This is a genomic window from Neopoerus faecalis (assembly GCF_029218125.1).
Classification (GTDB): domain Bacteria; phylum Bacillota; class Clostridia; order Oscillospirales; family Oscillospiraceae; genus Oscillibacter; species Oscillibacter faecalis_A.
In genome coordinates this window covers 1-18,249 of record NZ_JARFXX010000007.1, presented here as the reverse complement: position 1 = coordinate 18,249, position 18,249 = coordinate 1, and the positions used below count along the sequence as shown (strand labels likewise).

The 18,249-nt window shown below is 56.8% G+C and carries 24 protein-coding genes, 5 tRNA genes and 1 rRNA gene; 3 read left to right on the top strand and 27 right to left on the bottom strand.

Annotated elements, in window-relative coordinates:
* Positions 1 to 3: 3 nt before the first annotated feature.
* From PY311_RS09150 to PY311_RS09095, 12 genes are read right to left on the bottom strand one after another with little or no spacing between them, the layout of a single operon-like run.
* A complete protein-coding gene (locus PY311_RS09150; RefSeq protein ID WP_286148383.1) occupies positions 4 to 933 on the bottom strand; it encodes a type II secretion system F family protein in 930 nt (309 codons plus the stop codon).
* On the bottom strand, positions 930 to 2,441 hold the full coding sequence (locus PY311_RS09145; RefSeq protein WP_286148382.1) for an ATPase, T2SS/T4P/T4SS family: 1,512 nt from the start codon (positions 2,439 to 2,441) through the stop codon (positions 930 to 932). Before PY311_RS09145 ends, PY311_RS09150 begins: the two co-directional genes overlap by 4 nt.
* A 1-nt stretch (position 2,442) precedes the next feature.
* On the bottom strand, positions 2,443 to 3,240 hold the full coding sequence (locus PY311_RS09140; protein WP_286148381.1) for a CpaE/TadZ family protein: 798 nt from the start codon (positions 3,238 to 3,240) through the stop codon (positions 2,443 to 2,445).
* A complete protein-coding gene (cpaB, locus tag PY311_RS09135; protein WP_286148380.1) occupies positions 3,237 to 4,040 on the bottom strand; it encodes a Flp pilus assembly protein CpaB in 804 nt (267 codons plus the stop codon). Before cpaB ends, PY311_RS09140 begins: the two co-directional genes overlap by 4 nt.
* A gap of 20 nt (positions 4,041 to 4,060) precedes the next feature.
* Positions 4,061 to 4,471 carry an A24 family peptidase gene (locus PY311_RS09130; RefSeq protein ID WP_286148379.1) on the bottom strand — a complete coding sequence of 137 codons (411 nt, stop codon included), beginning with the start codon at positions 4,469 to 4,471 and terminating at the stop codon, positions 4,061 to 4,063.
* A 3-nt stretch (positions 4,472 to 4,474) separates the two neighbouring features.
* A complete protein-coding gene (locus PY311_RS09125) occupies positions 4,475 to 4,711 on the bottom strand; it encodes a DUF6133 family protein (RefSeq protein WP_286148377.1) in 237 nt (78 codons plus the stop codon).
* Positions 4,712 to 4,754: 43 nt separating this feature from the next.
* Positions 4,755 to 5,114, bottom strand: a complete 360-nt coding sequence (locus tag PY311_RS09120; protein ID WP_286148376.1) for a SpoVG family protein — start codon at positions 5,112 to 5,114, stop codon at positions 4,755 to 4,757.
* Between the two features lie 57 nt (positions 5,115 to 5,171).
* Positions 5,172 to 5,720: a YodL domain-containing protein gene (locus PY311_RS09115; protein ID WP_286148375.1), complete on the bottom strand. Its 549-nt coding sequence runs from the start codon at positions 5,718 to 5,720 to the stop codon at positions 5,172 to 5,174.
* Positions 5,721 to 5,735: 15 nt separating this feature from the next.
* The gene (locus PY311_RS09110; RefSeq protein ID WP_286148374.1) at positions 5,736 to 6,464 is read right to left on the bottom strand and encodes a DUF3849 domain-containing protein; all 729 of its coding nucleotides are present in this window, start codon (positions 6,462 to 6,464) and stop codon (positions 5,736 to 5,738) included.
* Positions 6,465 to 6,505: 41 nt separating this feature from the next.
* Positions 6,506 to 7,027, bottom strand: coding sequence for a hypothetical protein (locus PY311_RS09105; protein WP_286148373.1), 522 nt, complete (start codon positions 7,025 to 7,027; stop codon positions 6,506 to 6,508).
* Positions 7,028 to 7,047: 20 nt separating this feature from the next.
* Complete coding sequence (locus PY311_RS09100; RefSeq protein WP_286148372.1) at positions 7,048 to 8,007, bottom strand: DNA adenine methylase; 960 nt, start codon at positions 8,005 to 8,007, stop codon at positions 7,048 to 7,050.
* The gene (locus tag PY311_RS09095; protein WP_278886106.1) at positions 8,004 to 8,342 is read right to left on the bottom strand and encodes a hypothetical protein; all 339 of its coding nucleotides are present in this window, start codon (positions 8,340 to 8,342) and stop codon (positions 8,004 to 8,006) included. Before PY311_RS09095 ends, PY311_RS09100 begins: the two co-directional genes overlap by 4 nt.
* Before the next feature lie 215 nt (positions 8,343 to 8,557).
* On the opposite strand from PY311_RS09095, the gene PY311_RS09090 reads away from it, so the two are divergent.
* Together PY311_RS09090 and PY311_RS09085 are read left to right on the top strand one after the other, a co-directional pair.
* Complete coding sequence (locus PY311_RS09090; protein WP_286148371.1) at positions 8,558 to 8,881, top strand: helix-turn-helix domain-containing protein; 324 nt, start codon at positions 8,558 to 8,560, stop codon at positions 8,879 to 8,881.
* A 133-nt stretch (positions 8,882 to 9,014) separates the two neighbouring features.
* Positions 9,015 to 9,242 (top strand): sporulation initiation factor Spo0A, encoded by a 228-nt coding sequence (locus tag PY311_RS09085; RefSeq protein WP_286148370.1) that lies wholly within the window; start codon positions 9,015 to 9,017, stop codon positions 9,240 to 9,242.
* A 35-nt stretch (positions 9,243 to 9,277) separates the two neighbouring features.
* Here the strand turns inward: PY311_RS09085 and PY311_RS09080 are convergent, their stop codons facing one another.
* Genes PY311_RS09080 through PY311_RS09065 form a run of 4 tightly spaced genes read right to left on the bottom strand, consistent with a single transcriptional unit; the run spans position 9,278 to position 12,915 of the window.
* A complete protein-coding gene (locus PY311_RS09080) occupies positions 9,278 to 9,679 on the bottom strand; it encodes a hypothetical protein (RefSeq protein ID WP_286148369.1) in 402 nt (133 codons plus the stop codon).
* Positions 9,676 to 10,878: a hypothetical protein gene (locus PY311_RS09075; RefSeq protein ID WP_286148367.1), complete on the bottom strand. Its 1,203-nt coding sequence runs from the start codon at positions 10,876 to 10,878 to the stop codon at positions 9,676 to 9,678. Before PY311_RS09075 ends, PY311_RS09080 begins: the two co-directional genes overlap by 4 nt.
* Positions 10,871 to 12,214, bottom strand: a complete 1,344-nt coding sequence (locus PY311_RS09070) for a DUF4314 domain-containing protein (RefSeq protein WP_286148366.1) — start codon at positions 12,212 to 12,214, stop codon at positions 10,871 to 10,873. The genes PY311_RS09075 and PY311_RS09070 overlap by 8 nt, the downstream gene beginning before the upstream one ends.
* Positions 12,214 to 12,915 carry a hypothetical protein gene (locus tag PY311_RS09065; RefSeq protein ID WP_286148365.1) on the bottom strand — a complete coding sequence of 234 codons (702 nt, stop codon included), beginning with the start codon at positions 12,913 to 12,915 and terminating at the stop codon, positions 12,214 to 12,216. Before PY311_RS09065 ends, PY311_RS09070 begins: the two co-directional genes overlap by 1 nt.
* A gap of 102 nt (positions 12,916 to 13,017) precedes the next feature.
* Between PY311_RS09065 and PY311_RS09060 the strand changes: the two genes are divergently transcribed.
* On the top strand, positions 13,018 to 13,536 hold the full coding sequence (locus PY311_RS09060) for an LptM family lipoprotein (RefSeq protein WP_286148364.1): 519 nt from the start codon (positions 13,018 to 13,020) through the stop codon (positions 13,534 to 13,536).
* Positions 13,537 to 13,596: 60 nt separating this feature from the next.
* On the opposite strand, the gene PY311_RS09055 is transcribed toward PY311_RS09060, so the two are convergent.
* The 11 genes from PY311_RS09055 to rrf all read right to left on the bottom strand — a co-directional run bounded on the left by PY311_RS09055 (position 13,597) and on the right by rrf (position 18,230).
* On the bottom strand, positions 13,597 to 14,517 hold the full coding sequence (locus PY311_RS09055) for a DUF6329 domain-containing protein (protein ID WP_286148363.1): 921 nt from the start codon (positions 14,515 to 14,517) through the stop codon (positions 13,597 to 13,599).
* A complete protein-coding gene (locus PY311_RS09050; protein WP_286148362.1) occupies positions 14,514 to 15,701 on the bottom strand; it encodes an antirestriction protein ArdA in 1,188 nt (395 codons plus the stop codon). Before PY311_RS09050 ends, PY311_RS09055 begins: the two co-directional genes overlap by 4 nt.
* Positions 15,698 to 16,393 carry a hypothetical protein gene (locus tag PY311_RS09045; RefSeq protein ID WP_286148360.1) on the bottom strand — a complete coding sequence of 232 codons (696 nt, stop codon included), beginning with the start codon at positions 16,391 to 16,393 and terminating at the stop codon, positions 15,698 to 15,700. Before PY311_RS09045 ends, PY311_RS09050 begins: the two co-directional genes overlap by 4 nt.
* A gap of 78 nt (positions 16,394 to 16,471) precedes the next feature.
* The gene (locus PY311_RS09040) at positions 16,472 to 17,164 is read right to left on the bottom strand and encodes a hypothetical protein (RefSeq protein ID WP_286148359.1); all 693 of its coding nucleotides are present in this window, start codon (positions 17,162 to 17,164) and stop codon (positions 16,472 to 16,474) included.
* 84 nt (positions 17,165 to 17,248) lie between these two features.
* Positions 17,249 to 17,449, bottom strand: coding sequence for a hypothetical protein (locus tag PY311_RS09035; RefSeq protein ID WP_286148358.1), 201 nt, complete (start codon positions 17,447 to 17,449; stop codon positions 17,249 to 17,251).
* A 102-nt stretch (positions 17,450 to 17,551) separates the two neighbouring features.
* A tRNA-Thr gene (locus PY311_RS09030) sits at positions 17,552 to 17,627 on the bottom strand.
* Between the two features lie 5 nt (positions 17,628 to 17,632).
* Positions 17,633 to 17,709 (bottom strand) — tRNA-Asp (locus tag PY311_RS09025).
* 59 nt (positions 17,710 to 17,768) lie between these two features.
* A tRNA-Trp gene (locus PY311_RS09020) sits at positions 17,769 to 17,844 on the bottom strand.
* 35 nt (positions 17,845 to 17,879) lie between these two features.
* Positions 17,880 to 17,956 (bottom strand) — tRNA-Ile (locus tag PY311_RS09015).
* 46 nt (positions 17,957 to 18,002) lie between these two features.
* Positions 18,003 to 18,078 (bottom strand) — tRNA-Asn (locus PY311_RS09010).
* 36 nt (positions 18,079 to 18,114) lie between these two features.
* Positions 18,115 to 18,230, bottom strand: a 5S ribosomal RNA gene (gene rrf / locus PY311_RS09005).
* Between the last annotated feature and the right edge of the window lie 19 nt (positions 18,231 to 18,249).

Here is an 18,249-nt window from a genome sequence, read left to right as displayed (position 1 = left end):
CCGTCACCTCCGATATTCAATGGGCTGGGTCAGCTTGACCACTCTGGCAAAGGAGAGAAAGATAGCGGCGGCACAGACCGCCAGCACCGCCTTGCCGGGTACGGTGGTCATCAAGGTTGCATACCAGTCCTTGTTGAGAAAGTACAGCAGCGGGATATTCAGCACCACCAGCGCCGCCATGGAGATGAATTCCTTGCGAGGCGCGAATACGAGATTCTCCAGCTCCCCATTGATGATGCGCATATCCGAGAGCTTTGCCACAATGGGATTAAGGGTGCTTTTCATGCTGTGGTCATACTGGCAGGCGGAGAGTGCCTCGCACCACTCCCGCCACACCTCATTGTCAATGGCAGACTTCAGCTCCGCCAACGCCGCATTCACATCCGGGTCGATGTGCTTGATGCGGGTGAGGAAGCTGCGGAACACGCCTTGCACGGGCGGGTTCAGATAATTGATATTCTCCTCCACGGCGGTCTGCAGATCCTCACTGCGGAGGTAGGCCGTGGTGATGATGGAGAGCGCCGTTTCCAGCTCGGCGGTAACAGCTTTCCTATAGTGTCCGGCCGTGAGCTTGATGTACCAAAAGGGCAGGAACATCATGCCGGCCGCCAGCACCGGCACCAGCAAGAGGTTATTCATGATGATGGCGATGCCCGCACCCACGGCAAAGAGCAGCAGGGATGCCGCGCACAGCACGGGAAAGCGTTCCTCCTTGCCGGTGGCTTGCAGGATCGTCTGCGCTTCCGATATCTCACGGCGGAAGAAGCCGGGCTTTTTGTGATGGGTGGTCTCATTGATCTCATCCCGGATGCTTTTGGGCCCGGCGGTCAACCGGCGGAACACACCCAGCGTGAAATCCATGGGCGAGATACGGAAGATAAGAAATGCGCCGGTGATCATGCCGGCGCACGCAGTCAGCAGCAGGGCTGTCAAGTGGCGTTCACCTCCTTCTTGGTTTCCAAAAGAGCCTGCAGCTCCTCATTGGGCATACCGTTTTCCAGCAGGCGTTTGCGCAGACTCACGGAGATCTCATTCACCTGCGTGTGATGTCCTTCGATGACGAATTTTCCGTTCTCCATGTGATTCTCCGTGATGACATAGCGGAACAGCGTGTTGTAGCGGCGATCCCCATTGGGCAGGATCTCGCACTCCATGATCTCCATCATGCGGCGCTGCTTGTTCTCCAGCTGCTTGCAGAATACCACGATGGGGTATGCCTCCGTCACATAGCTGAGAAGCGTTTCGTCGGACATATCCACGGCTCGTTTGCACAGGGACACCATGCGGCGGTAGGTCGCCTCGCAGGAGTTGGAGTGGATGGTAGTCAACACCGCCACGCCCACGCGGGCGGCCTCCTGCGCGGCATTGGCCTCGGCGCCGCGCATCTCACCCACCACCAGGATGTCCGGGTTGAAGCGCAGGCAGATATCCACCAGTGCGATCTGATCGATCCGCTGACGCTCATTTTCGCTGTCACGTGTCAAGGTATGGACCACCGAGTTTACCACCTTACCGTTTTCCTCCCGCACCAGCTCCAGCTCACGGGAGCCGTTCTCGATGGTGAAGATGCGTTTGCTGTCTGGGATCGTGGTCAGCAGCCAGCCTGCCGCCGTGGTCTTGCCGGAGGAGGTGGCGCCAGCCACGCAGATGGAGATCCCATAGCGCAAAAATACGGAAAGCCAGTCCAGCATTTCCTCTGTGGCCGTGCCGCTGCGCAGCAGATCCTCACGGCTGAGATTATGGCGGTTGACGATTCGGATGGAGGCGGCAACGCCCACATCCTCATCCACCACGGGGGACTTCATAGCGGCAATACGGGTGTTGCGGGTCAGGTGTCCCGTAACCAAGGGACTGGCATTGTCCAGCACCATGCCGGAGGCGTGGAGCATACGGCGAATGACGGCGAGGGCGTGTTCCGGTGAGTCGAAGTGTTCCGTGAGCTTTTCGCTTCGACCGTCCGAATACTGCACCTCGATATCCCGCCACGAGTTGATGTTGATCTCCTCAATGCCGTCGGCGTAGATATAGCGGGTCAGGAAGCCGAACTCCGCCATCTCGGAATAGATGGCGTCCACCAGTTCCGTCTGCGTCATGCCTGCTACGGCGATACGCCGGTCCTGCAGGTACTTGGTGATGTAACGCATGAGCTGTTCCTTGGAGTCCTCGCCGCCCCCGGTGATGAGTGCGGCGTAGGCGCCGGAGATGTATTCCTGCACCTCCTGCAGCACGGAATTGAAGTCCCTGCCCTCTGCCGACGGGGTAAAGAACAGGTTGTGCGCCCGTCCGAGGGTGCCAATGTCGGTGTTCAGAGTCCGTTGCGGCGTGTCGTCCACCACTACGGGGATGACCTCCGGCTCCGAGGTGACCTGATATTCCGCCGCGTCCCGCCGCTGTGCAGCTGTGGCAAAGACCGAGCCGTTTCGCTTTTCGCCAAGAGCCATATTAAAACACCTCCGCAATGATACACTCTAACTCCTTGCGGAAGGGGCGGCTGTCCTTGAGGGCGAGGTCGGCAAGCAGGTTGCCCGCCAGATACTGCTCCTCCAGCTCCTGCGAATAGGGCAGCACGAAGGCCGTGTCGCCCAGCACCTTGCCGATGTGGTCCGCTGCCTGATAGGGCTTCACATTGGATGCCACCTTATACTGCTTGTCCATGTCCCACTCGGGCCCGTCCAGCAGAGGGAGCTGACTGGCAAAGTAGTTGACGCTTTTGGGGTCGCAGTTGGCAAGGCGCAGGATACTGTCCGCCTCCATCAGCGCCACGGCGGAGAGGATGTCGTTGGCAATGTAGCTGCCGCAGTCCACGATGACATAGGGCGCGATCTGACGCAGGCCGTCCAGCAGCTCTACCACCTGCTTCTGCGTAAAGGGCGGGGTGCTGTACTCGTTCTGCCGCTCGAGCAGCCCCAATACCGCAAGGCAGCTGTTGCGCTTAAAGGTGACAAGGTTATGCTTGATGAGGTTCTCGCTGATGCGGGCGGCTGCCAGGACGCCGGCAAGAGAGCCATTGCTCTCCAGAGCGTCCGCGGGACAGATGCACGGCAGCATGGGTGCGGCCATGTCACAGAGCAGAAGGATGACATTTTTCTTTCTGGCGGAGAGCATTTTTGCGATTTTCACCGCCGTTATTGTCTTTCCGCTGCCGGGGCTGCCCCAGACCGCCAGCATACCGCCGCTGTCATTCTGCTCCTCCGGCTTCTCTGTGTCGCGCTGAAAGATGCTGGCCTTTCTGAAATTCATCCTGTCACCTCACTCCCCGTCGTAGCTGCGGCGGGGTCGGCAGCTTCGCCCTCCTCAATGGGATCTTCCTCCGGCTCTGCGTACAGCTCCTCAATGAGCGTGTCCTGCGCCTCGATGAACTGCCTTGCGCCATCTGTTGTGCCGCGGTAGACGAGCGCTAAATGGAGCTTGGCGACCTGCTCCAGCTCCGCCAGCACCTTGGCCTGCTCCGGCAGAACGAGGAAGGTCACGGTGGAGGGAAGCTCTTTTTCCTCCCCTGTGGCTTCACCGGTATTGGCGTCATAGCCGGTGCTGGCGGTAACAGAGATGATCTCCACGTACTGCAGCTCGGCGGGGATGGTGGTTTCGCCGTCCTCCGGGTAGTCCGCCACGATGACTGATACGATGTCGCCGCTCTGGAGCTTGCCGGACAGTCCTGTGGCGAAGCTCTTGATGGTGACGGAGATGGCCTGCTTCGTGCCATCCAGATTATAGAGATACGCATTTTCGGCGGCAGGCGCGTCCGAGAGCTTGGCGGCGAGAATATAATCGCCAACGGCAAGATCCGCCTTGGCGTATTTGCCCACTACATTGTCTTTCGCGGTCATAAGGCCGGAGGGGAGATTGTAGGAGCCGACCTCGGCTGTGGTGACCATGTCCCTGGTGATGAGCTCGCCGGCGTGAATGTCTTTTGTGACGCGGACGATCTCTGACCTCTGGCTGATGCTCTGATTGAACAGCGGCGTGATGCCGAAGCAGATCACCAGCGCCAGCAGAATGCAGATGACGCCGATGACCGTGCGGTTTTTGAAAATACTCATGGAGCAAGTCCTCCTTATTCTTAGATGATATATGCGGTAAAGAAGCCCGCTGCAAGAAATGGCGCGAATGGATAGCTCTCCGGTGGGCGCTCTTGCCTGCGGATCTTGTGCAGGGCGGCTATTGCAAGGTAGAAAAGGCAGTACAGCACCAGTGCCAGCACCAGTCCGGCGACTCCGCGCAGAAAGCCCAGCAGGAAGCCGGAGGCGGCGATAAGCAGCGCATCTCCCATGCCGCCGCGTCCTCTCCGGCTTGCCAGCCAAAATGGGACGGCCAGCGCCAGGCCGAGAAGCCGGGCGGGGCTGAAGGAAATCAGCCCCGCCCCTGCGATGATGATACCGGAAAGGTCATAGATCTGCCTGCGCCGGAGATCCGTCCATGCCGCGCTCATAAGTCCGATGAGGAACAGCGTCCCCTGCAGGACGGATGCCACGGATCAGCCGCCCAGCGCGCCGGCGTAGTTGAACATATCCTTGATACGCTGGTTCAATGTGGGCATGACCACATCGCCGAACAAAGCGTAGAGGCCCGCCAGCAGCAGCGCGCCCAGCACCACGGCGATTAGGATCTTGACGGCGGTGTCGATGTAGCCCTCACCGGAGCGGCGGGTGGCGGCAAGGCGGATGGCCTTGGCGCGGATGGAATTGACGGTGTTCTTGATAAACTTCTTCATGTGATAATTTCCTCCAAGTTATATGTTTTATGTTGTGGGCGACTTACATGACCTGCTCCGCGGCGGGAGCATTGTCCGGCTGCTGGGCCTGCTGGAGCGACTGCTCGTAGGCGTTCAGCACCGCATCGTTGAACTGCTGGCGGGCCTCCTTCGTGCAGGGGAAGCAGATGTCGTGGTAGTCCCCATGGCTGTCCTTGTACTGCGGCATGGCGACAAAGGGCCCTTTTTCGCTGCGGATGACCTTCACGCCGCGAATGGCGAATACGCCGTTGATATCCACATTGGCGTTGGCGAGGGTGTACTTGCTGTCCTTCACGGGATAGATGCGCACGGCGTACTCCACGGGGAGCGGGGTATCCGGTGCAGGGGTGGGCGCTGTTGCCCTGGTTTGGGCTTTGGGCATTGGGATTCCTCCTTTTCTGATTTGGATATGAAAAAAGCACCCGGCCGGGTGCTCAGTTCACGGACACAGATCCATTTCCTGCTGGGGTGCAAACTCGATCTGCCGGAAGCCGACACGGTCGCAGTAGTAGAACTCGCTGCCGTCGGCGTCGTACAGCTCCAGCACATCCGAGATGCCGATGGGTCTGCCGTCGTAGCCTGGAACCGGGTCGCGGAAGAGCATGTAGATCTCCTCCGGGTCATTGGTCCCGACCAGACCGTCATAGACTGTTTCGTAGTGCTTACGGTCAGGCTGTCCGAAACGCTCCAGCAGGGCTTCATACGGGATGAAGCGCATATTGATGGGGCTGTCCCGCGTGAGCTGCCACACACGGCAGCTTTTCAGGGGCGGAGCCTCCGGATCGAAGCGGCCGCCCCTCTGCCCCAGCAGGAGGCGGTCATAGACACCGTCCTCCCAGCGGATGGTGAGCGCCTGCTTTTGCAGAAAACGCTCCAGCTCCTGCGTTTGGAACATGGTATCCACCACCGCCTCCTTTTCCGCGATGTATCCGGCAGGATTGCTGTAATAGAGGACGCGGTCATGGTTATCAATGAAGATGCGCTGCACTTATTTCACCTCCGATCATTCCAGCTTCATCTCACCTGCGGCCGGTTCCTCCTGCCGTGGTGCGGTCAGCTCCATGAGCTTCTCCCGCGCCCAGTCGGGTAGATATTTTTCGTCCAGCACACCGATGAACTCGTGCCGATTCCAGCGTGTCATCTCGCCGTCACCCAGGCAGGTGCAGCGCACCGAACGCCCAATGGCGTGAGGCGAACAGCCAAAGCCGTCATGGGCATACCAGAGTTGGTTTTCTTGGCTCCAGCAGGATTCCTTCAGCGTATCCGGTGACAGCACCAGCACCTTGCCGGTATAGTCCTGCTCGGCGCGGTCACCGACACAGTGCTCCGCGCCGAAGAGATTTAACGCCTGCACCGCCTTGCGGTAGAAACTGACGAAGCCATCCAGCACGGCCGGATGGCTTCGGACAACAAAATCGCTGTTGTGGATGAGATCTGTGGGAATATATATCTTCTCTGCCCAATGCTTGTTGGCGTAGCTGAAACGCCCGTCCCACTTGAGTTCATGCAGGGTATTGGCAAGCACCCATGCGGTGCGCTTGTAGCCGTATTCGTCCAGCACGGCCTTTAAACAATCTGTCTGAAGGTTCATGCCATCGAAATTCTGGCGGATGGCGTCCTCGATAGCATCCCGGCAGGCGATGTTTGCCTTGTGGCTCTCCCGCCAAAGGGAAAGTTCGTTCCGCTTACGGGCTTCAGCAGCGGAATACGGGTAGGGATAGGTTTCATTCATTTGGATCTCTCGCCTCGTTTCTTCTTTGAATACCTACGGTATCACTTATCGTAGATGACATCGTCCTCCATCAGCAGATCCTCCAGTACGGACAGGCAGCAGCCGGACTTGCGCAGGGCCTCCAGCAGCTCGGCGGGAATATCGGAGAGGTCGTGGTCGTAAAATGTCTCGCACACGGTGATCACACCGGAGCCCTCGTCCACATGGCAGTCCAGCTTGGCGTCGGGCGCGATGTCCGCTTCCGCTCTGGCCCAATCGGGAACGGTGACGGCGGGGCGGATCAGCTCCTCGATGTCCGCGTCGCGGAAGGTGCAGTGCCCCTCGGTGCAGCCCTCGCAGCTGCCGCAGAGGTCCGTCAGCTCCCTCATCAGCTGACCGGCGCGGTCCGTCAGGGCGAGGATCGTGCGCACCATCTCCATGGCGGTCATCTCGCTCTTTGACAAAATGACCGCGCCCTTGGCGCCGGCCATTTCCAGCTTCCCCTCATCGTCCAGCCCGCAGACGGTCAGAACGGCGGGAGGGATGGTGACGCTCTTGTTGTCGTTGTATTTTACAAATTTCATGCTGCTTCTCCTTTTATTGTTCAGATTTTTAAGGGATGCTCCGGCTCATGGATCAGCTCGTAGCGGGTGTCGCCATCGCCACCCAGCAGACTATCCATAGAGAGCTGCCAGCAGGCTTTGCGGGGGTCATAATTGGTGATGACGATCTCCTCATATTCGCTGCCTGCCGTCTGGGACATGCTGTTGGGACGGGAGGTGCGGAAGATATAGCAATCCTGATAGATCTCGCAGATGTAGTCCTGGTAGTTGTAGGAAACGATGAAGTATCCTTCACAGGTGACCAGTACATCATGGAGCCGCTGATGATCCTCCGGGGGAAACTCCACCTCGTAGCAGCTCTCCGCCTTGTAGTAGGGCGGGTCACAGTAGATCACGGCACCTGCCCGGTCGTACTGACGGATGACCTCCTCGAAGTCCTTATTCTCCACGATGACATTCGCCAGCCTGCGGGAGCATTCCCAGATCAGGTGAAAGAAACGGCGGATGTCGCAGGGCTTGCCGCCGAAGGACTTGGCGCCGCCGCTGAAGCTGTAGCGGATAAGCTTGAAGAAGTCCGCCGCGCGGCGGATGCTCCCGCGGGGCGTGCGCTCCAGCATAAGGGCGCGGATGGCCTCGGCGTCGGGCGGCTTGAGGTAGACCTCCGTCAGATCCATCTCCTCCTGCAGGTAGTCATCCGTGAACTCGCCCTTGGAGAAGAACTTGTAAAGGACGTTGAAGTCATCCCGCGTGTTCAGCGGCAGGAAGCCCAGCTCCGCCAGCAGTGCCATGGGGCGGTTCTTCACGCAGCAGAACAGGTTGGTGAGATTGCCGTTGAAGTCGTTGTAGACCTCCATGCAGCCGCGCTGGATGGGGCGGCACATGGTCACCGTGCCGCTGCCGCCAAACACATCGATGAAGCGGGTGTAGCGGTCCGGCATCAGCTTGTTGATGATCCACAGCAGCTTGCCCTTGCCGCCCACCCAGGGAATAAAGCTGTTCAAGAAGTGTCACCTCCCTCCAGCGGGAGGGAGAGCTGACCGGTGTCCTCATAGTCAGGCAAGGTGCGGGACAGGCCGCGCTCCGCAAATGCGATTTTCTTGATCCGGCTGCGGAGCTGCCGGATGGTGCGCCGCAGCTCCTCCTCGGTGGCGGCATAGTAGTAGCCGCCGTCAAAGCTGCAGATGGGGATGCCGTCGCCCCGCAGGGCGTTGATCTCCCGGCGCAGCTCAGAGCCGCGCATTCGGAAGGCACACTCCAGCTCCCGGCTGGTGACGGCGTTCGCCTCGCCCTTGTGGTAGAGGTCAAGATACTCTGCAAGGGCTTTGTTGATCGGCACAGTTCCTCCTTTCCGGGTCCGTTATCCCGGAGCAGGAGGTCAAATCAGCGCAAAAAAGAAGGGGCCGCTTTTCCCCGTCCGGGAATACGGCCCCCTGGTGTATTGTTTTGCTTGTTTCGTTCTTTTAGAACGGTCACCGTTCTGTGCGCTCCTGTGAAACAAATAGCTTCTCCAATATAATTTAAGAACGGATTCCGTTCAAAAGGAGATTGCACATGGATCAGATCGCATTGGGAAAACGAATCAAAGCCGCCCGTGAGCGTGCCGGTATGACGCAGGAAGAGCTTGCTGCCGCTGTTGATTACAGCGTTGACCATATGAGCGTGGTCGAGCGCGGAGTCAAAGCACCAAAGCTGGATAAGCTGGTCGCCATTGCCAATGTACTCAAGGTTGGAACGGACGAGCTGCTTCAGGATAATTTGGATGCGGCAACGCTGCTTCACGCCACAGAGCTCTCCGAGCGATTGAAAGCCCTGTCCCCAGAAGGGCAGCGCAAGGTGATGAATGTGCTGGACACTTTGATCAACGAATTGTGGTAACATCGGTGCAGAGGTTTGCTTTTTAGCAAACCTCTGTTTTTTCGACTGCGTTCGACACTTTTCCCCAAAACTCCTGTGCTATTGTAGTTCTAAAAGAACGATATCCGTTCTAAAAAGCAATAGGAGTGATATCATGAAGAAAAAGAAGATCAATGCCGATGCTGCTCTGCTGGAGGTTGCCCGCAGACATCACACTACCGTGGAAGAGGTGCGAAAAGAGATCCGGCTTGCCATGATTGCCGCGATGTGCAATCCTGACCCTGCCGTACAGAAGAGATGGCGCGAGATACCTCACACCGGTGATACGATCACGCCGGAAGATCTCATTACATACATTGCAAAGCAGTGCCTGCCACAATGATCTTACACTTTGGTCATGACGGGGACCTGACGGGATTACATTACCTGCATTTCCATCGACTGTTTCTGTTCGGCGGCTGGATACTGCACATAATCACTGCCGATGAACACGCCTGGATGCTCGTCCTCATAGCGGCAGCCCAGCGCGCCAAGATCCATGTATTCGTACAGCTCCTCCGGGACGGTAGTTTCGTTGGCGAGGTAGTATCTGCCCAGCGCGGCGTAGCTGTTGACGCCCTTGAGGATCGTGTAATCACTCAGCTGTTCCGGTGACTCTGCGAAAATCTCCGCAGCCTCCGCCTCGCCCTTTTGCAGAACGATGGCGGAGAGGATCGTCTTTTCATCATCGCTCAGAGCATCCGGTCTGCATCGGTATGTCTCCTGTGCTGCACAGGACAGCGGCCGGTCGCCTTCGTGTTGGATCTGTTCCCTGGTCATTGCATCGTCATCTCCTTTTCCTGTTTTTGCTGTATGGGTGAGAGCATTGGTTCATAGTCCGCGCGGTGCAGCAGGCCGTAGGATGTGAGGGCGGCGTTGTCCGCATGGATGACTGTCTCGCCGTAGTTGAAGAGGTTCACATACGGGATCAGACGAACGGCTTCTTCACGGTTCATGATGAAGCAGAGCTGGTCCAGCGCCGCCTCCTGCGGTGAGCTGAGGTTCGGCGTGAGGATGTAATCCGCCAGATGCTCTGTTAAGAGCATCGCCGTTTCAATGTCCTGCACCTCGAACTGCTCCAGCAGAGCCTTCAGCTTTGGCACCTCGGATCTCGGAATGTCCCGCGCGGCCTTGGTGAAGGTATTAAAATCCTCCAGCTCCATTGGCAGGTCTGCAAACTCTGCCGCATAGGGGATGATCCCGTCATAATCAATGACCGTGACGCCCTCCCAGCCCTCCGCACCGAGCTGTTCCTGTGCGTCCAGCAGCTCCGCCTCTGCTGCGGGAAGATCCAGCGTCACCGTGCGCGCATCGCCAATGTCGGGATGCAGTCCAAGCGTGAGCCGGAAGAGGTATCCCGGCTTTTCCGGCAGCGTCTTTTGGACGGGGGGCGCGGTTGTCAGCTCGCCATCCTGCAGCACATACAGGCTGCCCACAAAAACGCCGTTTTCGCTGCACCGCATCATTCTTCCGATGCCGGCGAAGTCCAGCATCTCGAATACCTCGTCGGATATGCCATCCAGTTCGGGGATAAAATCGTTTTCTGCGTAAAACCGGCCGAGGGCAGCATCGTCTGCGGCATCCACCACATGGTAACAGTCGGTTTTTGCGCTGACCACCAGATCCCGCAGATCCCGCAGCGTGATGACGCCGCCGTTGGCGTTTACTTTTCTCTGCACCTCTATGGAGAACATCCCCTCAAAGGCGATCCCTTGTACCTCGTCCAATGCCGCAAGCTGTGCGGCGAGGTCGTTGAGCTCGTTGAGGCTGATGTCTAATCCATCCAAGTGGGGCGAGAGATACTCAAAGGCATAGTAGTCTTCGACCTCCATGTACAGGATATCGTCTGTCTGAAGCCGCACCTTTTCCATGGCGTCCCAAACCTCCCACGGGGAGGCGGGCAGCTCCAGCTTGGCATAGGCTGCGCTATACGGCGTATCGTTTTTAGCGAGATACACACGCAGTATTTTCTTACCCAAGGGTCATCCCTCCCATTTTCATCCCGTTCTGCTCATAGGTTTTCGGGTCAGCACCAGGGACGCCCCAGCCGTGCATACTGCCGCACTCCATTGCCAACCGCTGCTCCTGCGTCACGCCAAGCCGCTCGTTGTTATAGTCCGCTATCTCACGGTTATGTGCGGGATCGTCTGTGTTCCAATCGCTGGGGTAGTAGCCGCTCACGCCGCGCTTGATACAGATGAGCTCGCCGGTACCGGGGAGCGTTGAGAAGCACAGCTCCGGCAGACCCTCCGCCAGCTTGGGGGCGAACAATTCCTGCTCCGTTTGGATGGTCCACTCGTCAGAGTTCCAAAGATGGACATACAATTCACCGCCGTCATCCACGGAAATCTCCCGCTGCTCAAAGCCCTCGCCCCAGCCGTCCGATGCCTGTCCGGTGATAAACTCTTTCAAAGTATCCATTTCTGTGTCCGACAACTCCCCGGCGACGCGGCATTCCGCTACGCCCCAGAGCTGCCGGTCACGCTTCTCCACGGTGAAGACGGCGGAGCGTACCTTGCGGTCAACGCTGTCGGCTTCATCATACCAATGCATGAGACCGCGTTCCGTTTCCTCCGGCATCCGGTTCTTCACCAGTGCCGCCGTGATCTGATCCTTGTAGCCGCGCAGTTCACTGCCCTCCAGCAATGTGCTGCTGTCATCGAGATCGCCGTACTCGTTCCGCTCGTAGAGGTCGGCGGTCAGGGGCATATACAACTTGAGCGTGGTCAGCTTGGGCGGCAGCACGGTGAAGCTGTCCTCGCCGGGGATGAGCGGCAGCGTGCGGCCATTGTCCCACTTCATAAAAATTTGCCCCTCATCATCCACGAAGTCCACTTCGCCCTCGGTGCCGGGAAGAATGGGATGATGGGGATCGTCCATAGCGTTCAGCCGGATGCGGGTGCCGGGGGGATACTGTTCCCTGAGAAAATTCACCATTTTTCTGTCCATTATCGTTTCCTCCATGTTTTGCTCTCTGTCGTAAAACTCCAGCTCGTAGATCACGCCGCGATCTTGCTTTCGGGCATCCTTCACCTTGACCGTCGTACCATCAAAGATGTAGTTGCCGGCTTTCCCAAAATCGGTGTAGAAGCCCTTGCCGTGGTTGCAGGTGGAGAAGGGATGCTCCGGCTGGTCCTTGATCTTGGAATAGAAGCCCACCGTCTGCACTGTGGTCACCACACGGGTCAGCCCCACCATATCCGCGTGATTGGCGTGGCTGACGGTCTTGAACTCCACTCCGGGTCGGATGAACCGTTTCAGCTCGGCAAGGCTTTTGAAAGCGACCGCCTCTCGCTGCTTTTTTGAAGCGTCCATTACATTCCCCCGAAGGTCATGCCCTGTTCGGGTCGAGGCTCGTGATCCTCCTGCCGACAAGGGGCTTCCTCGCCGTAGAAGTCGAAGATCATGTCATCCACCTGCTTGCGGACGCTGGGATCGTCGGTCAGCACTTCGTAACGGAAGCCTGTGGTCGGGCGATACGGAAGCTCCTCCCGCACGCACTTGAGAAAGGCTTCGGCATCGGCAAACTCCTGCGCGTCGCCATTGGCATAGGTGACGCGGCCCACCAGGGGCTTGTCCCGCGCCATGTTCTGCCGCTGGACATCCAGATCATAGGCCGTACAGTAGCAGTTGTAATCTCCGGGGGATGGATTGCAGCGCAGGCAGTAGCGGTAATGCTCGGTTTCCACGATGTAACCGTAGTTTTGTGTCCAGCCGCCGCTGATTTTGCCGCCGTGTTCATAGCAAAAACGCTCCATAGCAAAGCGGCTTTTCAGCACACTCTCCCGCAGCGTGTCCACGACCTCCTGCAGCTCCAGCTTGAATGCGGGGCTGTTCAGCTCCTCCGGTCCTCGCGGCCACCATGTATGCCAGAACTCATTTCCGCTGCGACCGAAGTCCATACGGACATGGCCAACGGTACCCAGCCGCGTATCTTCTTCGGGGTGCGGGGTATAAAATAAGCCCGCCTCCTCCGGGCGGGCAGACCGGATATGGAATTGTGTTGCATCTTTCAAGGTTAAGATCTCCTTTCGGTGTGGAATTTGGCTTTACACATTTTGGGGGATATGCTATGATGTGGCTGACTAATCGAAATTTGAGAGAACAGGGAGGACAAAATGAAAAGAGAAATTGCTGTATTTCTTATAATAACTATGGTTTTATCATTATCAGCTTGTGGAAAGACACTCAAAGGCACAGATGGACTAATAGAAAAAGCAAGAGAAGAAATACCGATTTCTGATTCCGATACCATTGATTTGCAGTATGCAGGAATGTGTGGCAATGACAATAGAGCAATCGCTTGGTTTATCTCAGGAAATGAATATCAGAAGCACTATTATTTGCCCATGGAAGTTGAGGTAAAAGAGGATGCTGCTGAATACACTTTTATCCGAACCTATAAGCCCATTGATGATAGAATCGGAGACATTGCATATATTCAATGGGGTGATGGATATGCGTTTATAGTAAACAATACAAATTGTAAAAGTGTTAGATTCACATCCGGAAATGAAGTGTACGAAGAAGTAATACCGGATGATACTTATCCGTATGTTTTCTTCTATCTTTCTGACCATACAAATTCCACTCTGCAATTTGAATTCTTAGATGCCGAGGGTAATGAATTAAGATGACGATTTCCAGTTTATCTGCCTATCAAGCGGCTCGTTCCAAATGGATCGAGCCGCTTTTACTTACATCATCCTCTGCTCCTGCCGCTGCTCCGAAAAGGGCGGGTCCAAGCGCCGCAGCAGGCCGAACTCTGTTTTTGTCACGCAGTCGTTTTCCATGCAGTCCTGACCGTATTTCTCAAAATCCATGTAGCCGTCCAGCTCATAGATGGCCTCATCATCCAGCCCCAGCGTTTCCTGCAATCGCTGCTGACCGTAACCGTAGGCGTCCTCCGTGATGCGCTGATAGTTGTCCAGATTTCGCAGGAGTTCACGGGCACGGTGCAGGGTTTCCGGCTTCTCGGCCTCCAGCACGGCGGCGTAGGTCAGAAGCAGCCCGTCCTGCTGCCAGATGTCCTCCAAGGCTTCGGCAAAATCGTTGTAATCCTCCACGGCGGGGCAATCCGTATCACGGATCAGTTCCCCAATATAAGGCACCTTGAAGCGAATATCACAGAGCATGGCATCCGCGAAAACATCAATATCGAGGTAAGCCTTCACCGCGTCCAGGTACTCCTCATCAGCGGGGAGGACGAGGGTGTAGTCCGGCTTTCCCTCAACACGCAGCGTCATGCGGAGCATTTCATCCCGATTTTCGTTGCGCCAAGGCTCTGCCGGCGAAAGGTAGCTGCGGTCGATCCCCATATCCGGCGTCAGCAAGCTGCGGGCGTTGGGGACAAAGGCACTGTATCGGGCGTAATTATACCCCTGCGGGTCAACAAGGAAACCGTCCGTTCCCTCCGCATCGAGGATGAGCAGACAGTGTCTGGCGTCATCATCGTGCCGGACAGTGTTTTTATTCTCTGCGATGAAATCATAGTCAGCCAGCAGTGCGCGGCTGAACTGCTGGAACCGCGGGCTTGGCAGCTCGATGACCTTATCCACGGCACAGGTGTCTGCCTCACACCCGGTCTGCGTACACTTTAGTTCTGCCTGAATGATCATTGTGAAAGCCCTCCCAGCACCATACGGCTGCTCTGACCACCGTTCATTACTTCCTCCATGCTGTAATAGCCCTTGTACGCGATGTAGCCCCGGTCGGTGAACATCCCGTCCTCCTCATTCATCCGCTGCGCGCCATACTTCTCATAGTCATAAAAAGCGTCGAGATTTTCGTCGTAATCGAAACGCCCGGACTGACGAATCATGTACTTGCCGTATTCCTCCGGCGTATGCGCACCGGGGGCGAAGTCAAAGAGGTCGAGGTTTTCCGCAAGGTTTTTGATCTGTGCCGCAGACTTTGGCTCTGCCAGCATGACCACGGCGCCCAGCTTTTCCATATCCGCTTTTGACAACCCATCCGTTGCCGCTGCCAGTTCGTTGAGGTCGGAGAGGGTTTCGTACTCCATATCCAACAGGACATCCACCTCGTTGGGAAGCTGGCTGTCCTCCAGCCGCAGGCGGACATCGGCGGGATCTGTGATGCCCCCACGAAGGAGGGCGCGGTCGATCTCCTCCTGGACCATGGGGAGGAACAGCCATGTGATATGCTCTGTATCCTCCGGCTCGGCTTTAGAGGTCACCGCAACGGTGATGACATTCGGCTTGTAGTAATAGCAGGGGAAGAACCGGCCATCGTAGACCTGCTCTAATTTCATACCGTTGTCGTAGACCACACCGTAGGGCGTCACCGTGCCGCTGCCGCTTTCGATGAGCTGCCGTGCGGTTCCCTTGTCGTCCAGCGCGTTCAGTTCATCCACACTTGCGCTGCCGCCGTGCAGGTTCATGTAATGGTCGCGGCCGATGGCGGCGAGGTCGGAAAAGTCTGTAATGACCGTGGCCTGCTGGCAGCAGAAGGTCAGGTTGATGAGATCCTTCAGCTCGAACAGCTCCAGCTTGTGTGCCATCGCCTGAAACTGCGCGGCCTCGCCGGTGTCGAAGCTGTCCAGCCGCTTGGCGAGGTAGTTCAGCTCCTCTACATTGACCGTAAGCATTTCCGTGCGCTTGAGAACGGTATAGAAGCTGTCGATCTTCTCCACCTGACAGTCCGCCTTGACCGCGTCGCCGATCTCCAACGCCTCCAACAGTTCCATGCAGTGCGCGTACTGGTCGCGGGGGATGGGGAACGGGATGGTTGCCACGCCGTATTCCGGGTGGCTGGGGTTACTGAGAACCGCTTGAATCATCATGTTGTCTCCTCCGTTTTTCTTTCCAGATTTAAGACCACCTCGCCGTACCTGCACAGCAGGAGTGCTCCGAGGATGAGCCGGAAGGCTCTGTCGCTGACCAGCTCGGAAAAAGCAAGGTCTTCTATGACGATGTTGTCACCGCCAACGGAAATGGTCTTCGCCGCCTGATAAATGCTGTACAGCTCCGGGTGAATACCGGAGAGGCGGATGGCGGGGAAGTCGAAGCCGCTGCTGTCGAAATGCCAGAGGACTCTTTGCCAAAGCTCCTCATCGGCGGTAAGCAGAAACAGTGCAGCTGTATTGCGCCCGGACATACCGTAGCAGCGGTTTTTCCAATGCGTCCATCGTTCTCTGTGGGCATCACTGAGGAAGAAGTGAAAGGACTGCCGGTTCAGCTCATCTCGCAGCCGTCTTTGCAGCGGGCGGAACATCCTCCCGCCGAAGCACTCCCGCGCCAGAGCGTTCAGCTCCACCACGCCGGCCTCGATGCGCTCCTCCAGACAGATACATTCATTCAGGGGACAGGGGTGCCCGCTGTCATATCTCGTGCAGTCTTTGCAGCGTACATCGTCGGCACTGTAGCGAAAGCTGCTGCGGATGCGTCCGCTTCTGCGAGGCTGATGACGGGGCGGCGTCATCATCTGCACCTCTGCGGCGAACAGGGGTGTGAACTTCATAAAGTATCGCGTCAAGCAAATCAAACTCCTTTTTTGAAAATAAAAAAGGGCCGGAGTCTTATTGCTAAAACTCCGGCCCATGCCATACTGCTATTACATTGTCTGTTCCTGCGAGGCTCGTTCCAATGCTTCCTCCTGCTGACGGACGCGCTCGTCCAGATCCGGTACGCACACCCTGATTTGCTGCTGGATTCCGCGGATCATTTCTTCCTGCGTATCCGTAAGCTCAAAGAAGTCCTCATCCACGGAATCGGCGCAGCAGCGGAATATCTCGGTCAGCTGCTCCGGGCTGAAAAGCTGTTCCTTTTGGATAAGCCCGGAGCGTGTGGCGAAGTCCTGCTTGGCGCCATCGTAGTTCTCCATGAAGTAGTGTCCGTGTACCACACCCGTGCGGTCATAGTCCCAATCCCATGTGACGAATTGAACGCCGTGTTTGCTCGGAGTACCTGCCAGCACCGTGCCGCCAAAGTCAGCGAGGATACGGTAGTCGCCATCCAGTCCGCTGGCTTTGAGCTGTGGGGCGGCTTCCATAGCGGTCATATACTCCAGCGTCTTCGCGGCGATGTCCTCGACGCGATACAGGGCGTCCTCTGCCTGGGGCGTGTCCGCATCCTCCCGCCGATAGAACACGCTGCCCTTGCCGGTGATTCGGCAGAGGGGCGTGCCGTTCCAAAGGACAGGCAACTGCTCTCCCTCCGACGGCAGGGTTCCAAAGCCAGCACGGTGCAGGGGAATACGGACTTCTTCAAGGTAGCGGAGCTGACGACTTGTGTTTTGGGTGTCCATGTGAGCGATCCTCCTGTTGTAAAAAAATAAGGTCGGAGAAGTCATCTCCGGCCTGCCGTTTCAGACGCTGCAGCCAGCGCCCTTTTAGAAATTGAAAAAGGGCGCCGCTTTTTTCGGCCTGTCAAAGCCGACAAAACGACGCCCAAATTTTTGTGATCCTTTTTCTGTGATGATGCCGCTTTTTTTGAGAGAAAAGTCCTCTCTAAAAGGGCGCTGGAGGTTGGAAACTGTCCAAGACATGAGATACTCCAGTTCAAATCCGGTCAGTTGCTCCGAAACCTCCATAAAAATCTATGGTTCAAAAGAAGAAATCCGGGCTCGAAAAAGCCCGGAAACGGTTGATGCGCCTGGCTTTGCGCCAGACGCATCTATACCGGTAATTCTTTATGGAGCTGCTGACCAGATTTGAACTGGTGACCTCATCCTTACCAAGGATGCGCTCTACCGACTGAGCTACAGCAGCAAATATGGCGACCCGGAACGGGCTCGAACCGTCGACCTCTAGCGTGACAGGCTAGCGTTCTAACCAACTGAACTACCGGGCCATAACTGACTCGACTTATTTATTATAACACATACAACCAACGTTGTAAAGACTTTTTTATGGCAGGGGCAGAAGGATTCGAACCCTCGGCACGCGGTTTTGGAGACCGCTGCTCTACCAGCTGAGCTATACCCCTAAATCGCTTACGGATACCCCGCGGCGAAACCATTTTGGTGGGCCTTCGGGGACTCGAACCCAGGACCGATCGGTTATGAGCCGACTGCTCTAACCAACTGAGCTAAAGGCCCGGTTTTAAGAGTAGTATTGCCGCCACGCCAAGTGGCGGCAATACTTTGGCTCCCCCTGTAGGACTCGAACCTACGACAGCGCGGTTAACAGCCGCGTGCTCTACCAACTGAGCTAAGGAGGAATATTTCAGGCTCCAACTCTATTGAATTAGAACCTGTGTTGGCGCTATCTATCTTTCCGGGCCGTTGCCAGCCAAGTATTGTCGACAGAAATGAGCTTAACTACCGTGTTCGGAATGGGAACGGGTGGACCCTCATCCTAATCAGCACCAACTCTATGTCATCGGGCACTG

Excerpts from the sequence above, each read along its gene's own strand:
- PY311_RS09145 (WP_286148382.1), bottom strand. The coding sequence starts at position 2,441 with ATGGCTCTTGGCGAAAAGCGAAACGGCTCGGTCTTTGCCACAGCTGCA.
- PY311_RS09140 (WP_286148381.1), bottom strand. The coding sequence starts at position 3,240 with ATGAATTTCAGAAAGGCCAGCATCTTTCAGCGCGACACAGAGAAGCCG.
- cpaB (WP_286148380.1), bottom strand. The coding sequence starts at position 4,040 with ATGAGTATTTTCAAAAACCGCACGGTCATCGGCGTCATCTGCATTCTG.
- PY311_RS09125 (WP_286148377.1), bottom strand. The coding sequence starts at position 4,711 with ATGAAGAAGTTTATCAAGAACACCGTCAATTCCATCCGCGCCAAGGCC.
- PY311_RS09120 (WP_286148376.1), bottom strand. The coding sequence starts at position 5,114 with ATGCCCAAAGCCCAAACCAGGGCAACAGCGCCCACCCCTGCACCGGAT.
- PY311_RS09110 (WP_286148374.1), bottom strand. The coding sequence starts at position 6,464 with ATGAATGAAACCTATCCCTACCCGTATTCCGCTGCTGAAGCCCGTAAG.
- PY311_RS09105 (WP_286148373.1), bottom strand. The coding sequence starts at position 7,027 with ATGAAATTTGTAAAATACAACGACAACAAGAGCGTCACCATCCCTCCC.
- PY311_RS09090 (WP_286148371.1), top strand. The coding sequence starts at position 8,558 with ATGGATCAGATCGCATTGGGAAAACGAATCAAAGCCGCCCGTGAGCGT.
- PY311_RS09085 (WP_286148370.1), top strand. The coding sequence starts at position 9,015 with ATGAAGAAAAAGAAGATCAATGCCGATGCTGCTCTGCTGGAGGTTGCC.
- PY311_RS09080 (WP_286148369.1), bottom strand. The coding sequence starts at position 9,679 with ATGACCAGGGAACAGATCCAACACGAAGGCGACCGGCCGCTGTCCTGT.
- PY311_RS09070 (WP_286148366.1), bottom strand. The coding sequence starts at position 12,214 with ATGGACGCTTCAAAAAAGCAGCGAGAGGCGGTCGCTTTCAAAAGCCTT.
- PY311_RS09060 (WP_286148364.1), top strand. The coding sequence starts at position 13,018 with ATGAAAAGAGAAATTGCTGTATTTCTTATAATAACTATGGTTTTATCA.
- PY311_RS09055 (WP_286148363.1), bottom strand. The coding sequence starts at position 14,517 with ATGATCATTCAGGCAGAACTAAAGTGTACGCAGACCGGGTGTGAGGCA.
- PY311_RS09050 (WP_286148362.1), bottom strand. The coding sequence starts at position 15,701 with ATGATGATTCAAGCGGTTCTCAGTAACCCCAGCCACCCGGAATACGGC.
- PY311_RS09040 (WP_286148359.1), bottom strand. The coding sequence starts at position 17,164 with ATGGACACCCAAAACACAAGTCGTCAGCTCCGCTACCTTGAAGAAGTC.
- PY311_RS09035 (WP_286148358.1), bottom strand. The coding sequence starts at position 17,449 with ATGGAGGTTTCGGAGCAACTGACCGGATTTGAACTGGAGTATCTCATG.